Consider the following 14,906-nt stretch of genomic DNA (forward strand, 5'->3'; position numbering starts at 1 on the left):
CGGTCCGACACCTTACGAAACCCGAACGCCCCGCCGGGTCTCCTCCGCACCCGTCGTGCGCGCTGCCAGTCTGCGCCCATGACCCGCGACCGCCGTCTCCCGCTCCCCGTCGTCGTCACCACGCTTCTGCTGTCGCTCCTGACCGCGTCGCTGGCCCTGCTGCTCCGCGCGGACGCCCACGGGACCGGTTTCCTGGCCGGGTACGCGGGCGCGTGGGCGGTGTTCGCGGCGGCCGCGGTCGCCCTGCGGCGCGTCCCCCGCCGGCACGTCGTCCCGCTCGTCCTCGCCGGAGCGGTCGCGGTGACGGCGACGGGCCTGGTGGCGGCCCCGCGGACGAGCACGGACTCCTACCGGTACGCGTGGGACGGCCGGGTCCAGGCATCGGGCGTCTCGCCGTACGATCACGCGCCCGCGGACCCGGCGCTCGCCGGACTCCGGGACGACTGGCTCTTCCCCCGCGCCGAGGTCTGCGAGCGGGACGGCGCCGCCCTCGCGTCCCTCGGCGACGGCCGGTGCACCCGGATCAACAGACCTGCCGTCCACACGATCTACCCACCGGTGGCCGAGGGCTGGTTCCTCCTCGTCCACGCCCTGTCGCCGGAAGGCGTCCGCCACAAGGGGCTCCAGGCGGGCTCGGCCGTTCTCGCCCTGGCCGTCAGCGGCCTCCTGCTCGGCGTTCTGCGCCGGCGAGGGGATCCCCGCCTGGCCGCCCTGTGGGCGTGGTGCCCGGCGGTCCCCGTCGAGGCGGTCGACAACGCCCACGTCGACGTCCTGGCCGTACTCCTGTCGGTCGGCGCGCTCGCTCTGGTGGCACGCCGCCGTCACGTCATGGGCGGAGTGCTGCTCGGTCTGGCCGTCGCAGCGAAGCTGCTGCCCGCGCTGCTCCTGCCCGGCGCGCTGTCCGGAATCCGACGGGCCCGGACGGTCGCGGCCCTGACGCTGACGGCCGCGGCGACAGTGGCGCTGACATACCTGCCGTACGTCCTCCTCTCCGAGGGTTCGGTCCTGGGCTACCTGAGCGGATACGTCCGGGAGGAGGGCTACGACGACGCGGGCGCGGGCGGCCGCTACGCCCTGCTCCGCCTCGTGCTGCCCGACACGTGGGCGCCGCCCGTGGCGATGCCGGCCATCGCGGCGGTGTCGGCGGCGGTGTGGTGGCGCGGCGACCCCGAACGACCCTGGCACGGCGCCCTGTCGACCACGGGCGCGACGTTCCTCCTGCTGACTCCCGGCTACTCCTGGTACGCCCTGCTGCTCATCGCCCTCGTCGCCCTGGACGGTCGCTGGGAGTGGCTCGGCGTCGCCCTGGCGGGCGCGGTGGCGTACCTCGCCGGCCCGGTCGCCGGCGCCGTGGGGGTGACCACCGCGTACGGGGCGGCGGGGAGCCTGGTCGCCGCCCTGTGGTGGACGCGGCGACGGAGCGCCGGACGCCGCCCGATGAGCGTCGAGCCGCGAAGCGTGTCCGCTCCCACGAGGTGACGCTCAGCGCGCTTCGGCGATGTCAGGGGTGTCCGCGCCACTGGAGGACCTTGAGGGCGGTGCCGACCTCGATGGTGTGCTGGGCGAGCGGGCGCGGAAGGAGCTGGTCGGCGCGGGCCAGGCGCCGGAGCAGGGTGTTGCGGTGGGTGAACAGCCGGGCGGCGGCCCGGGTGGCGTTGCACTGCTCGGCGATGAAGACGCGCAGCGTCTCGGTGATCTCGGGCGGCGCGGTCTCCAGCTCGCCGAGGGTGCGTTCGACGAACCGGTCGGCGCCTTCGGGGTCTGCGGTGAGCAGGGCGACGAGTTCCACCTCGTGGTGGAAGGCCAGCCGTGAGGGTGAGGTGAGACGGGTGAGCATCTGCTGGGTGGTCAGGGCGTCGAGGTGGCTGCTGCGGAAGCCGTCGACGCCCGGTGCGGTGGAGCCGACCGCGATCCGCACGTCCGGCAGCTGGTCCAGTGCGGCGCGCGCCCGGTCGCCGTCGGGTCGACCGTGCACCCACAGCCAGCGGGTGGCGGTGCTGGCGATGACGCTCAGGGGGCGGAGCTGTCCGGCGGCCTCGGCGAGCGCGTCGGCCGCCCGGTCGAGCCGGCTCAGGTCGGCGTCGGGGGCTTCGGTCCAGACGATCGCTGCGGTGTGCGTCGGCTGCAGCCGGTAGCCGAGCCGGCTCTCGGCGCGCTCCCGGGTGATCGGCGCCCCTTCAAGGAGCAGGGTGACGATCTCCCGGCGCTCCGCGTGGGTGCCGCGGGTGAGCTCGTCCCGCTCGGCGCGCATCCGGGCCGAGATCGCGCCCACGGTGTCGTCGACGAAGGCGGAGATGGAGCGCAGGGACACGTCGAGGAGTTCACGCAGCTCCTGTGGATCGCCGGTGAGCGAGCACGCGATCTGCGTCCGCATCCGCACGGCGACGCTCTCGCCGACCCGGTAGGCGTCCAGGGCGGATTCGTCCAGGCCCCGCCGGATCATGTCCCGGGCGACGGCCAGTGGTGCCTCCGTGTCGTTGGCCGGGACCGGCTCCCCCGGCGCGCGGACGTTGGAGGCCGCCCAGAACAGCAGGTTGGAGCGGTTGGTACGGCGCGTCCCCGCGGCCAGTACCGGATCGGCCGCGATCTGTCGCCTGGCTTCGCCGGACAGGGTCGCCGCGTCCAGCTCGGCGAGCCAGTCGGCCGAGGGCGTGAGCGCGATCTCGGCGCCCCCGGCGGATCAGCTCCCGCACCCGGGGCGAGGGTGACTGCCACGACATGCGCCCATCGTACTGGTGCAGATCGCCACCCTCGCCGGATCAGGACGGTGCTGTTTGCACGTTGGTGCCGGGCCGTGGCGGCACCACCATGGACGCACCCTTCCACCACCACTGCCGGGAGCTGCCTGTGTCCTCGTCCCCTGCCAGGTCCGCCGTCGAACACCTCGACGTCCTCATCGTCGGAGCCGGGATCTCGGGCATCGGCGCCGCGCGGTACCTGAGGACCGAGCTGCCGTCGAAGAGCTTCGCGATCCTCGAAGCGCGCGAGGCGTCCGGCGGGACCTGGGACCTGTTCCGCTACCCGGGCATCCGGTCGGACTCGGACCTGCACACCTTCGGCTACGAGTTCAAGCCCTGGCGCGACGAACAGTCCATCGCCGACGCGCCCCGGATCCTGGACTACCTGCGGCAGGCGGCCGCCGAGAACGGCCTGGAGGCGCACACCAGGTACCACCACAAGGTGCTCGGCGCCTCCTGGTCGACCGACGGCGCACGGTGGACCGTCGAGGTCGAGCGCACCGACACCGGCGAGCGCTCCACGCTGACCTGCGGCTGGCTGTTCTGTGCGGGCGGCTACTACCGCTACGACGAGGGCTTCACGCCCCGGTTCGAGGGTCTGGACCGGTTCCGGGGTCCGGTCGTGCACCCGCAGCACTGGCCGGAGCGGCTCGACCACGCGGGCAAGCGCGTGGTGGTGATCGGCAGTGGGGCGACCGCGGTCACCGTGGTGCCGGCGATGGCGGACACCGCCGCGCACGTCACCATGCTGCAGCGCACGCCGACGTACGTCCTGCCGATACCGCGCGCCGACGTCGTCGCCAACATGCTGAAGAAGTACCTCGGTCAGCGGCGCGGCTACGCACTGGCCCGGCGCAAGAACATCGTCCAGCAGCGCCTGATCTGGAGCTTCTGCCAGAGGTTCCCGAAGGCGGCACGGCGCCTGATCCGATGGGTCAACACCCGCCAACTGCCGGCCGGTTACCCCGTCGACCTGCACTTCAACCCGCCGTACGACCCCTGGGACCAGCGGCTGTGCGCGGTCCCCGACGGCGACCTGTTCCGGGCGATCCGCGAGGGCCGGGCCTCGGTGGTCACCGATCGGATCGCCACGTTCACCGAGCAGGGCATCGTGCTGGAGTCCGGCCGTGAGCTGGCGGCGGACGTCGTCGTCACCGCCACGGGGTTGAACGTGCAGGCGTTCGGCGGCGTCCGCCTCACCGTCGACGGCCGGGAGGTACGGCTGCCGGACACCCTGGCCTACAAGGGCATGATGCTCTCCGGCGTGCCGAACTTCGCCTTCGCCATCGGCTACACCAACTCCTCCTGGACGCTGAAGATCGGCCTGCTGTGCGAGCACTTCTGTCGTCTCCTCGCCCACCTGGACGCCCACGGGTACGACATCTGCCGACCCGAGCCGGCGGACCCCGGGATGCCGACCCGTCCGTTCCTGGACTTCGGGGCGGGATACGTCCGGCGCGCCGTCGACTCGCTGCCCCGCCAGGGGGACCGGATGCCGTGGCTGACCTCGATGGGCTACCGGGACGACGTCAGGCTGCTGCGGTCCGGCAGCGTCGCCGACCCGGAACTGGTGTTCTCCCGGGCCGCCGCCCGGGCGGGAGTGACGGCGTGACGGGCAGGGACGACGGCGTGGCAGCCGCCGCCGTGACCGGCGGCGCCCCGGCGGCCCCGGAAGTTCGGCGACCGGGACGCCGACCGGTCCAGCCCGGATCGCCGCGCCGCCGCCGGGCCAGTACGCGGACGCGTGCGGACGTTCCGCGCACGACTACCCGCACCTGGTCGCCGCGGCCACCGGCCACGAGCCGGCCGACGTGACCTGCGGCGGCGCCACCACCGACACGGTCACCGCCTGGAGCCGTCGGTTCAACACCCCCTGGCGGTGGGGGACATCGACTGCCTGCGCTACGCGGAACCCTCCCTGAACGCCGCGCTCGCCCCCCAGGCCCAGGCCGACCGGGCGACCTTCGTCGGCACCTGCGTGGTCACCGGGTCCGGAAAGCCCCTGCACCCCCACCAGTACGGGCAGATCGCGATGGCGGCGACGGTGCAGCGGGCACTCGGCCGATTCCGAGGACGGTGCTCCACGCTTCGAACGCGGGATCCGCCGCCCGTTTCCGGAACGCGGGAGTCCTCCGGAGTGGCCTCTGCGGCCCTCTTGCCAGCGCGTTCGCCCGCTCCCTACCTTTGTGCAGCGAGTCCCGGCCCAGCGGGTCCACCGGCCCGCGTCGGCCATTGTCCGCTCCTCAGTGCACGACACACCATGGAGGCGTCACATGCCCTTAGCCGTGCCGGATCTTCTGGAAACCGACGGATTCCGCGACGCGGGTCCGCTGGAGATCGACGACGAGGCGATCGCGTTCGAGGACGACGACCGCGGTGACCGCGAGCACACGGCGTGTCTCGCCGACCCCTGGGTGACCGCCACCACCCGCTTCGCCTGTGACCTGAACTCGTAGCGGTGGCCGTTTCCATCGCCGGCCGCAGCGGCTGGTCCGACGGCACATGGTCGTACCTCAACGATCCGCGGATGCCGGCGATGGAACACGGATGGAAGCTGCACGTCTCGGCGCGTCCCGGCGACCTCGACGCCGTGACCCGACTCGTCCTGCCGGTGCTGGCCCGGTACGTCTGCCACGCGAAGTTCGCCCGAGACCCGGAGACACTGCGCCGCCTCAACTCCGGGGTGGTGAGCGCCGGAGCCGTCGGCAAGGCGATCACCGTCTACCCCGCGGCCGACGCCGTGGTCGACGTGGCCCGGGACCTCGCCGCCGTACTGCGCGACCGGGAGGGCCCCCAGGTCGTCAGCGATCGGCGGGTCGACCCGAGGGCCCCCGTCTACTACCGCTACGGCCCCTTCACCGGCGACTACCGCACCGGCCGGAGCGGGCGCCTCGAGTCCGTCATGACCGGGCCGGACGGCCGGATCTTCGACGGCCTGGCCGTCGGCCGCTACCGGTGCCCGCCCTGGGCCGAGGACCCCTTCGCGATCGGCTCCGGACCCGGTGACGAGCCGGCCGCCGCGCCCGGCTTCGGCGGCGGACGCTACACCGTCACCGCGGGCATCGCGCGCGCACCCCGCGGCAACGTCTACCGCGCGGTCGACCGCACACACGGGCGGCCGGTGGTGGTCAAACAGGCGAGGGCCTTCGTGGGCGAGGACGAATCAGGTACGGACGCCCGCCACCGGCTCCGCAACGAACGCACGGTCCTGACCGCGCTCGACGGCGTCACCGGCGTGCCGCGCGCACTGGACTACTTCGCTCACCGGACGGACGAGTACCTGGTGATGAGCGACTGCGGCACGCGAGACCTGCGCAGGGACGTCCTGCTGAACGGCCCCTACCGGGCCGACGGCACCCGGGCGGCGCGCGCCCTCTCCACCCTCGCTTCCCGGCTCCTGCTCATCCTGGATGCGATCCACGGCCGGAACGTGGTCGTCCGCGACCTCAAGCCCGACAACGTCGTACTCGACGACGCGGACCCCGCACGGTGCCACATGATCGACTTCGGGATCAGCGAGTGGAACGGCTCCGGCCCCGGAGGGGCGACCCCCGGCTACAACGAGCCCGTTCTGCCCACGACGGGACCGGCCTCCCCCGCCGACGACTACTACGCCCTCGGGGCGACCCTCTTCTTCGCCGCCACCGGTATGGACCCGGTGATCGTCGACACCGACCACGAGGTCAATCGGGACCGGACCCTGGCCTGCCTGGCAGGGGGACTCCCCGGGGACGTCCACCGGGGCATCCGGGCGTCGATCACCGGCCTGCTGAGCTTCGACCCGGCCGTACGGACCGTCTCGGCCGACCGTCTGCGCTCCGGCACGCCCGGAACCGTACGCGGGCCCGCGCGCCCTCGGATCGACGACGACCTGCTGGACGAGATCATCGCGCACACGACCGCCTTCTGCGTCGGCGAAGCGCGGGCGATCGTGGACCCGGAACGGGCCGCACAGCTGAACGTCCCCACCTCGATCGACGTCTACGGCGGCAGTTCGGGGCTCGGCCTCGAACTCCTGCAGCATGCACACCGTCCCCATGTACGGTCGGCCGTCACCGAGTTGGCGCGCTGGACCGCGGATCAGTCGAGGAACCTGGCGCCCGGCTTCTACACCGGGCGCACCGGCGTCGAACTCTTCCTCACGAAGGCGGAGGCGGGGACGGACGCCGAGGCGCGGTCGGGACAGCCCGTCCTGCCGGACCGCGCGCCGGACGGCGGGCCCCCGGAGGCGGACCTGATCGCGGGCGCCGCCGGAATCGGCCTCGGCGGGCTGCTCCTCGCCCGGCACGCCCTCGGGTCCGGGCAGCGGCATGCCGCGGACCGGCACCTCGCCGTCGCCGCCGACTGCGACCGGATGCTGGCGTCGGGCACCGCCCGACTGACCCCGACCGGTGCGGACACGGCCGGCAGTGCCGCGCTCCGCGAGGGCATCGCGCACGGCGAGGCGGGCGTCGCCTTGTTCCTGCTCGAGTACGGCGCCGCGACCGGGGACCCGGACGCGATCAGCCGCTCCGAGAAGGCCGCCGCGCACCTGGCCGCCCTGACACCGGACATCATCGCGGCGGCGGCCGCACCGGGGGCGACGCGCCGCTACGGCTCGTGGTGCCGGGGCCTGGCCGGCATCGGGTCCGTACTCGTGCGGGCCGCCGACCGCCTCGACGAGCCCGGGTACCTCGACCTCGCCCGGCGGGCCGCGCGGGCCTGCGCCGCACTGGCCCCGCGGATGCCGCTGGTCACGCAGTGCTGCGGGCTGGCCGGAGCGGGCGAACTGATGGTGGACCTCGCGGAGGCGTCCGCGTCCGAGGAGTTCCGGGACGCGGCCGAGACCGTCGCCCTGCTCATCCTGAGCCGCAGCGGCGGCACTTGGTCGCGGCCGGTGTTCCCGGACACCGGTCTCGTCCGGGCGAGCGCCACGTGGGCCGGTGGCTCCGCGGGCGTGCTCGCCTTCTTCCGGCGCCTGCACGACCTGGGCGGCCCGCGGCTCGGGTTCGCCTGAGTCGCACGGGCCCGCCTTCGTCCACCGAGGCGGTGTCAGTCGGCTGACGTATCCTTCCCGGCACCTCACACCGACTGGTAGGACCAAGACAATTGACTGACCTGTCCGCTTTCCCGCTGCCCTTCCACACGGCTCGTTCCCTGCCGTTCGCGGATCCCCGAACGCTGCGGGAACTTCAGATGATGCAGTGCAGCTCGCACCTCAGGGCGAAGCCCGGATGGTTCGACAAGATGAACGACGCCGACATCGTCGCCCGGTGGACGCGGGAAGCACTCGACCAGGGCCTCACCGAGGCGCAGATACGTTACGTGCTCGCCGAACTCGCGCACTACGCCGCGCTGCGGGACGAGCGAACCGGCATCGAGGTGTCCGCCGTCGACGGGGTGTGGCACTCGGACACCCTGGTCGACGACAAGCTCAGGAGCCGGCTGCGCGACGCGGTCCGGGTGCTGGAAGAGGTCCCCGAGGCAGAGCTCGACTGGCATCCCGGCTCCGACGGCCAGGTGCTGGACCTGGTTCACCCCTCCCTGTTCTGCCTCGTGAACGGGGTGAGCGGCGCTCCCGAACAGGCCTGGCGGAACCCGGCGAACCACTACTCGCGGTACGAGTTCTCGGAGAGGTTCCAGTGGCTGCCCACGGACGTCGACGTCACGGACGACGGCGACGTCGTCTTCCGGTCGTACGTCAACAACGTCCACCCCGAGACCCATGCCGAACTGGACGCGGTTCTACCGGACTTGTTCGCGCGCATGCGCCCGCTGTTCGAGAACGTGCTCACCGATCTGCGCCATCCTCGGCCCGCGCGGATCGAAGCCGATCCCTACGGATGGTACGGACCGGAGCCGGAGTATCCGGACAAGGCCTCCCACAGCGACGACGAGGCCTATGAGGAAGCCCGCCGCGCATGGAATCGGGCCCAGGACGAATGGTGGGAGAACCGCCGCCCGGTCGTTCCGGACGCCCCGGCCTACACCCCGCCCGAGTCTCCCGATCAGTCCGCCCGGATCGACCTGCGCGGGCGGAGCCTGCAGGTCATCGTCAAGCTCGCCACCATCCACCTCACGCCGGACAAGCCCGAGTACCAGGGCGGTTCCTGGCATGTCGAGGGGATGCTGAACGAGCGGATCGTCTCGACCGGCATCTATTACTGGGACAGCGAGAACATCACCGAAAGCAGCTTGAGTTTCCGCGCGGCGCTGGACGACCCGGACTACGAACAGAACGACGACGACGGTCTGCGTGACGTCTACGGTCTCGAGGACGAGGACGCGCTGAACCAGGTACTGGGATCCGCGTCGACGCCGGAGGGACGCTGCCTGGCGTTCCCGAACGTCCTGCAGCACCGCGTCGGCTCGTTCCGCCTCGCGGACGCCACTCGTCCGGGGCATCGCAAGATCCTCGCGTTCTTCCTGGTCGACCCGTCGGAGAGGATCGTCTCGACGTCCGACGTGCCGCCGCAGCAGCCGTGGTCCGACACGTCGACCATGACGCTGGAACAGGCCGAGGAGTACCGCGAAGAGCTCATGCGGGAACGCAAGTTCTTCGTCGACGAACACAACGAGCAGCTCTACGAACGGGAATTCTCGCTCTGCGAGCACTGACGGCTCGGGCGCGGCCGGCCGCGCGGCCTGAAGGGCCGCCGAAGCGGCGGGGGCGGTGTTTCCCCCCGCCGCTTCGACACCTCAGGCGCGGGACCTGGCGGCGACCAGCGCGTCCTTGACCTCCTGCGCCACGCGGGCGGCGTCGTCCGCGTTGTTCACCACGTCGGTGCGGTTCATGTCGATCACCAGGACCTCGCTGGCCGAGTAGTGCTTGTGCACCCAGTCGTCATAGCCGGACCACAGCGTCCGGTAGTACTCCACGAGGGCCTCGTCCTGCTCGAAGTCACGGCCGCGCAGCCCGATGCGCTTCAGCACGGTCTCGAAGTCCGCCTTGAGGTAGACCATGAGGTCGGGCGCCTTGCGGTACGGCAGGGCGTCGATCTCGCGCATCATCTCGTTCAGCAGGCCCTCGTACACCTGCATCTCGAGGGAGCTGATGCGGCCCAGGTCGTGATTGACCTTGGCGAAGTACCAGTCCTCGTAGATCGACCGGTCGAGGACGTTGTCGCCCTGCTTGTACGCCTCCTTGATCGACGCGAACCGGGTCTGCAGGAAGTAGAGCTGGAGCAGGAAGGGGTAGCGCTTCGCCTGGATCTCCTCGGGGCTCGCCGTGTAGAAGAGCGGCAGGATCGGGTTGTCGTCCACGCTCTCGTAGAAGACGTCGCTGCCGAGCTCCTTCGCGAGCAGCTCGGCCACGCTCGTCTTGCCGATCCCGATCATGCCTCCGACGCAGATCACCGACATACCTCACTTCTCCCTGGAGACTTCCGTTCGCGGGCGGGGACCGGGCTCCCCGCACCACTGTGACGCGTGGCGACGGCCACTCGATTCCCCAGGATCGTCATGATCGGTTTCACGTGGTCCGCCCGCCCCCTGAGGCCCGACCCGGACCGCCGTCCTCGGCGGGTCCGACCGGCCGCTTCGCGGGTGCCGCCCGGAGAGACGAGTCATCGCCCCCGGCCGCCTTGAAGCATAGATGACGAGTCGCCCCGGGTCGGCCCGGTGGACAGGGCCCTGGCCCTTCGGAACACACGGAGGAGTCACAGGTGGCAGGTCAGGTCGGGCCTTGGGATCATTTGTCCCGGAGGACAGCCATGGCTCCTGATGCGCACAAGTCTTCACCGGACGGCTCTCCGGACCCCGAGGACGCCGACGGCCCTGAACCGGCCGACGGTGCCGAGTCGACCGCCGATGCCGAACCGACCGCCGGCGCCGAGCCGGCCGAGGGTGCCGAACCCGCCGAGGGTGCCGGAAAGCGACGTTGGTCGCCGCGGCTCACGCTCCCCGGCTGCTGGGGCGCGCTGCTCCTCGCCTGTCTCTCCTTCACCCCGTCGCTGCTGCCCCGCGGCGGTGTGCTCCAGGGGTTGATCTGCGGCATCAGCGCGGCCATCGGCTACGGGCTCGGCGTGATCGCGGCCTACGTGTGGCGCGCGTTCGCCGACCGGGAGGCGCGACAGGCGTCGCGCAGGTCGTGGCAGGTTCTCATCGTCTGCGGGATCGCGCTGTTCGGTCTGTCCTTCGGATTCGGCCAGTACTGGCAGCACGAGATCCGCCGGCTCATGGGGGTCACCGAGTACAACGTCCCCGCCGCCGTCGCCTGCCCCTTCATCGCCGCGCTCGTCTTCTGGCTCCTCCTGCTCGCGGGCCGTGGGCTGCGGCGCCTGTACCGGTGGCTCGCCCGTATCCTCCGCCGCTGGATCGGGCCGCGCGCGGCCCGGGTCGTCGGCTGGGTCGTGGTGGCCGGCCTGGCGTGGTCGGTCGTCAGCGGGGTCCTGCTGTCCGGCTTCGTGAACGCGGCCAACGAGGCCTTCTCGGTGCGCGACACGACGACGCCGGAAGGCGTCCATCAGCCCACGTCCACGCTGCGGTCCGGCGGGCCCGGCTCGCTGGTGCCGTGGGACACGCTGGGCTACCAGGGCCGGGCCTTCGCCGGCAGCGGTCCGACGGCCCGGGACATCGGCGCCTTCACCCACCGCCCGGCCCAGGAGCCCGTCCGGGCCTACGCCGGACTCCAGACCGCCGACGACACGGAAGCGCGCGCCGAGCGGGCCGTCGCCGACCTTCAGCGGGCGGGCGGTTTCAAGCGCGCGAACCTGCTGGTCATGACGACCACGGGAAGCGGCTGGGTCGACCCCGCCGCCGTGGACTCGTTCGAGTACCTCGGCGACGGCGACTCCGCCACCGTGGCGATGCAGTACTCGTACCTGCCGTCGTGGCTCTCCTATCTCGTGGACCAGTCCAAGGCGCGCCAGGCCGGCCGGGAGCTCTTCGACGCGGTCTACGACGTCTGGTCCAAGCTGCCCCAGGACCAGCGTCCGCGGCTGTTCGTCGCCGGCGAGAGCCTGGGGTCCTTCGGCGGCGAGGCGGCCTTCAGCGGCGAGTACGACCTGCGCAACCGCACCGCCGGCACCCTGTTCGCCGGTCCCCCTAACTTCAACACCCTGTTCCGCGAGTTCAGTGACCACCGGGACGCGGGCAGTCCGGAGATCGAGCCCGTCTACAAGGAGGGGCGGACCGTACGGTTCACCGACGACCCGACCACCGGGATCACTCCGCCGGACAAGCCGTGGAACGGCACGCGGGTGCTGTACCTCATGCACCCGTCCGACCCGATCGTCTGGTGGAGTCCGGACCTGGCGCTTTCCGAGCCCGACTGGATCGGCGAGGCGCCCGGCAGCGACGTGCTGGAAGGGATGTTCTGGATCCCCTTCGTCACCTTCTGGCAGGTCACGGCGGACCTGCCGTTCTCCACGGGCGTACCGGACGGCCACGGCCACACGTACAAGGCGGCGTACGTCGACGGCTGGAACACCGTCATGCGGCCGTCGGGCTTCACGTCCCAGGACCTGGACCGGTTGAGGGACATCATCCACCCCGATCACTGAGCCCCGTACGGGCGGGAAGTCAGCGGAGCAGGAACCCGGCGACGTAGCCGAGCGCGTTGACCGCCCAGTGCAGGCCCATGGGCGCCAGCACGCTGCCGCTGCGGCGACGCAGCTCGCAGAGCAGGACGCCCGCCGCAGCCGTGAACAGCACCGCGCCCGTGATCGCGAGCACGGAGCCGAATGCGCTGTCTCCGACGACCGTGGTCAGCGCGGGCTTCGCGGTCGCGAGGCCCAGGGACGGCAGGATGTGCCACAGGCCGAACAGCAGACTCGACACGGTCGTCGCCCAGACGGGCCCCCGGGCCCGGCACACCAGCCCGTAGAGCACCCCGCGGAAGGCGATCTCCTCCACCAGGACGGTGCCGACGGGGACGACCACGAGAACGCGCGCCGCCAGCTCACTCCCCGTCATCCCTTCGTACCGCCGGTCCTCGAACAGCGACCGCGTGTCCGGCAGCAGCGCTCCGACGGCGTAGACGAGTCCGACGAGTCCGACGAGGGCCAGCCCCCACTTCGCGCCGCGGGCCAGGGTCCCGGGCGCCAGCCCCGCGTCCGCCAGGGTGCCTCCCGCCCAGCGGAGCACCCCGAGCAGCGACGCGCTGACCGCGACGGCCGTCGCCAGGCGCAGCGGTCCGGTCAGGCCGTGCAGCAGGAGATTGGCGGCGACGAGAACGACGACCACGAGGCCGACGGCCGGCCAGGTGCCGAGCGACCCGGACCACCGGCTTCGTGCCCGGTCCTCCGCGGTGCGGTGCTCGGGGTCGTCCGGATCGCGGGAGGGCTCCGGAGTCATACCGTCCTCGGCTGTGGCCTTGGGGTCGTCTCGTCCCTCCATCGGGTCAGTGGTCTCGTTTGAGCGAGTCCCTGATGCCTTCGGCCCGGCGGCGAACGCTCGCCGCCTTCTCCCGGATCTTGACCTTCATCTGGTCCGTCCTGCCCTCGGCCTCGAGGCGCTCGTGGCCGGTGATCTTTCCGGCGATCTCCTTGAGCCTTCCCTTGGCCTTGTCCACGGTGTCGCCCATTCCCGGTGTCCCTCCGTCGCGTCGGTCACCACCCTCCACGTTAGGTTCGGGCGCCCCGCCGTGCTCGTCGAGGCGCCCGGCACGGGCTTCCCAGGGCGCCGGGTGGACGTCCGGGCGGCATGGCTCGCCGTGGTGCCGTTGCCCGGAGCCCCTTCGTCCGAAGGGTGAGACTGCCGGGCGGGCCCGCTCGTCCGTTCCTCCAAGCACCCTCGCATTCGCCATGGAGACTCCGACGACTTTGTTGCAGATGAGCAAGATCGGGCCCTACGGTGTCGCATATGCAGTCCTACACCATCGGGCAGGCCGCACGGCTTCTGGGCGTGAGCCCGGACACCGCGCGGCGCTGGGCGGACGCGGGCCGGGTGGCGACCCACCGCGACGAGAGCGGTCGTCGAGTGATCGACGGCAAGTCGCTGGCCGCGTTCTCCGCGGAGATCGCGCAGGGCGACGACGAGGACGCGTCGTACACGTCGGCGCGCAACGCGTTCCCGGGCATCGTCACGGCGATCAAGCTCGGTGACATCGCGGCCCAGGTCACCATCCAGGCCGGACCGCACCGCCTCGTCTCCCTCCTCACCCGTGAGGCCGTGGAGGAACTGGGACTGGAAGTCGGCATGCAGGCCACCGCCCGCGTGAAGTCGACCAGCGTGCACATCGACCGCACCTGACCCCTCACGCAGTACCAGGAGATCTCGACCGTCGGCGCGGTCGGCCTCGCTCCACGTCTTTCGTGCTTCCGCACCTTCCGTTCTTCCGTTCCCAAGGAGCTCCGAGCCTCATGACCTTCACCGTCACCAGACGCCGTGCCGCCGCTGCCGCGCTCACCGCCGCCCTGCTCGTCCCGCTCGCGGCCTGCTCGTCGAACGACGACACCGACAAGGGCACCAGTGGCTCCACCGCCTCCGGCTCGGCGAGCGCCGCGCCGGAGGCGGACCTCACCGTCCTCGCCGCCGCGTCCCTGACGGACGTCTTCAAGACGGCCGGCGCCGCGTACGAGAAGTCCCACCCCGGCACGAAGCTCACCTTCTCCTTCGCCGGCTCGCAGGAGCTCGTCGCCCAGGTCCAGCAGGGCTCCCCCGCCGACGTCCTGGTCACCGCCGACACCAAGAGCATGGACAAGGTGAAGGCCGAGACGAGCACCCCGGCGATCATCGCGAAGAACCGGCTCGTCATCGCCACCGGCAAGGGCAACCCCTTCAAGGTCGACGAGCTGAAGGACCTCGCGGACACCAAGCTCAAGGTCGTCCTCGCCGCCCCCGAGGTACCGGCCGGCAAGTACAGCAAGAAGATCCTCGACGCCCAGAAGATCACCGTGAAGCCGGTCTCCCAGGAGCCCAACGTCCGCGCGGTGCTCAGCAAGGTCGAGCTCGGCGAGGCCGACGCCGGACTCGTCTACAAGACCGACGCCGAGAGCGCCGAGGACGAGGTCGACGCCGTCGAGATCCCGGACGCGCAGAACGCCGTGGCCTCGTACCCGGCCGCCACGCTGAAGGACTCGAAGAACGCCGGGGCCGCCGCCGCGTTCGTCGCCTGGCTGTCCTCGCCCGAGGGCCAGAAGATCCTCCAGGACGCGGGCTTCCAGAAGCCGTAACCGACCGGGGTCGCCCAGACCGCGGAGGGCTGCCCGTCACGGGGGGACGGGCAGCCCTCCGCTTCTTCTCCTC

General features: G+C 71.7%; 12 protein-coding genes. 8 read left to right on the plus strand and 4 right to left on the minus strand.

What is annotated here, in order from left to right; genetic code table 11:
- Positions 1-78 precede the first annotated feature (78 nt).
- Positions 79-1,479: a glycosyltransferase 87 family protein gene (locus ACFYX3_RS08670; protein WP_389009824.1), complete on the plus strand. Its 1,401-nt coding sequence runs from the start codon at positions 79-81 to the stop codon at positions 1,477-1,479.
- A gap of 22 nt (positions 1,480-1,501) precedes the next feature.
- Here ACFYX3_RS08670 and ACFYX3_RS08675 read toward each other — a convergent pair whose 3' ends face one another.
- Positions 1,502-2,443: a PucR family transcriptional regulator gene (locus tag ACFYX3_RS08675; RefSeq protein WP_389009826.1), complete on the minus strand. Its 942-nt coding sequence runs from the start codon at positions 2,441-2,443 to the stop codon at positions 1,502-1,504.
- 365 nt (positions 2,444-2,808) lie between these two features.
- Here ACFYX3_RS08675 and ACFYX3_RS08680 point away from each other — a divergent pair, with 365 nt between their 5' ends.
- The 4 genes from ACFYX3_RS08680 (at position 2,809) to ACFYX3_RS08695 (ending at position 9,335) form a co-directional block, all read left to right on the plus strand.
- Positions 2,809-4,350 carry a flavin-containing monooxygenase gene (locus ACFYX3_RS08680; RefSeq protein WP_389009829.1) on the plus strand — a complete coding sequence of 514 codons (1,542 nt, stop codon included), beginning with the start codon at positions 2,809-2,811 and terminating at the stop codon, positions 4,348-4,350.
- Between the two features lie 661 nt (positions 4,351-5,011).
- On the plus strand, positions 5,012-5,194 hold the full coding sequence (locus ACFYX3_RS08685; RefSeq protein ID WP_352026561.1) for an SflA family class IV lanthipeptide: 183 nt from the start codon (positions 5,012-5,014) through the stop codon (positions 5,192-5,194).
- 2 nt (positions 5,195-5,196) lie between these two features.
- Entirely contained in the window at positions 5,197-7,734 is a 2,538-nt protein-coding gene (gene lanL / locus ACFYX3_RS08690; protein WP_389009832.1) for a class IV lanthionine synthetase LanL, read from the plus strand.
- Between the two features lie 92 nt (positions 7,735-7,826).
- Entirely contained in the window at positions 7,827-9,335 is a 1,509-nt protein-coding gene (locus tag ACFYX3_RS08695) for a DUF4246 domain-containing protein (RefSeq protein WP_389009835.1), read from the plus strand.
- 81 nt (positions 9,336-9,416) lie between these two features.
- Here the strand turns inward: ACFYX3_RS08695 and ACFYX3_RS08700 are convergent, their stop codons facing one another.
- Positions 9,417-10,079, minus strand: a complete 663-nt coding sequence (locus ACFYX3_RS08700; RefSeq protein WP_376586608.1) for a deoxynucleoside kinase — start codon at positions 10,077-10,079, stop codon at positions 9,417-9,419.
- 350 nt (positions 10,080-10,429) lie between these two features.
- Here ACFYX3_RS08700 and ACFYX3_RS08705 point away from each other — a divergent pair, with 350 nt between their 5' ends.
- Positions 10,430-12,220, plus strand: coding sequence for an alpha/beta hydrolase (locus ACFYX3_RS08705; protein WP_389009838.1), 1,791 nt, complete (start codon positions 10,430-10,432; stop codon positions 12,218-12,220).
- 19 nt (positions 12,221-12,239) lie between these two features.
- On the opposite strand, the gene ACFYX3_RS08710 is transcribed toward ACFYX3_RS08705, so the two are convergent.
- Positions 12,240-13,013 carry a CPBP family intramembrane glutamic endopeptidase gene (locus ACFYX3_RS08710; RefSeq protein ID WP_389009841.1) on the minus strand — a complete coding sequence of 258 codons (774 nt, stop codon included), beginning with the start codon at positions 13,011-13,013 and terminating at the stop codon, positions 12,240-12,242.
- A gap of 46 nt (positions 13,014-13,059) precedes the next feature.
- On the minus strand, positions 13,060-13,242 hold the full coding sequence (locus tag ACFYX3_RS08715) for a CsbD family protein (protein ID WP_389009844.1): 183 nt from the start codon (positions 13,240-13,242) through the stop codon (positions 13,060-13,062).
- A gap of 278 nt (positions 13,243-13,520) precedes the next feature.
- Here ACFYX3_RS08715 and ACFYX3_RS08720 point away from each other — a divergent pair, with 278 nt between their 5' ends.
- Positions 13,521-13,910: a molybdopterin-binding protein gene (locus tag ACFYX3_RS08720; RefSeq protein ID WP_389009847.1), complete on the plus strand. Its 390-nt coding sequence runs from the start codon at positions 13,521-13,523 to the stop codon at positions 13,908-13,910.
- 110 nt (positions 13,911-14,020) lie between these two features.
- Positions 14,021-14,833, plus strand: coding sequence for a molybdate ABC transporter substrate-binding protein (modA, locus tag ACFYX3_RS08725; protein WP_389009850.1), 813 nt, complete (start codon positions 14,021-14,023; stop codon positions 14,831-14,833).
- Positions 14,834-14,906 lie beyond the last annotated feature (73 nt).

The sequence above is a fragment of the Streptomyces sp. NPDC002463 genome (genome assembly GCF_042889835.1).
GTDB classification, from domain to species: Bacteria; Actinomycetota; Actinomycetes; order Streptomycetales; family Streptomycetaceae; genus Streptomyces; species Streptomyces nymphaeiformis.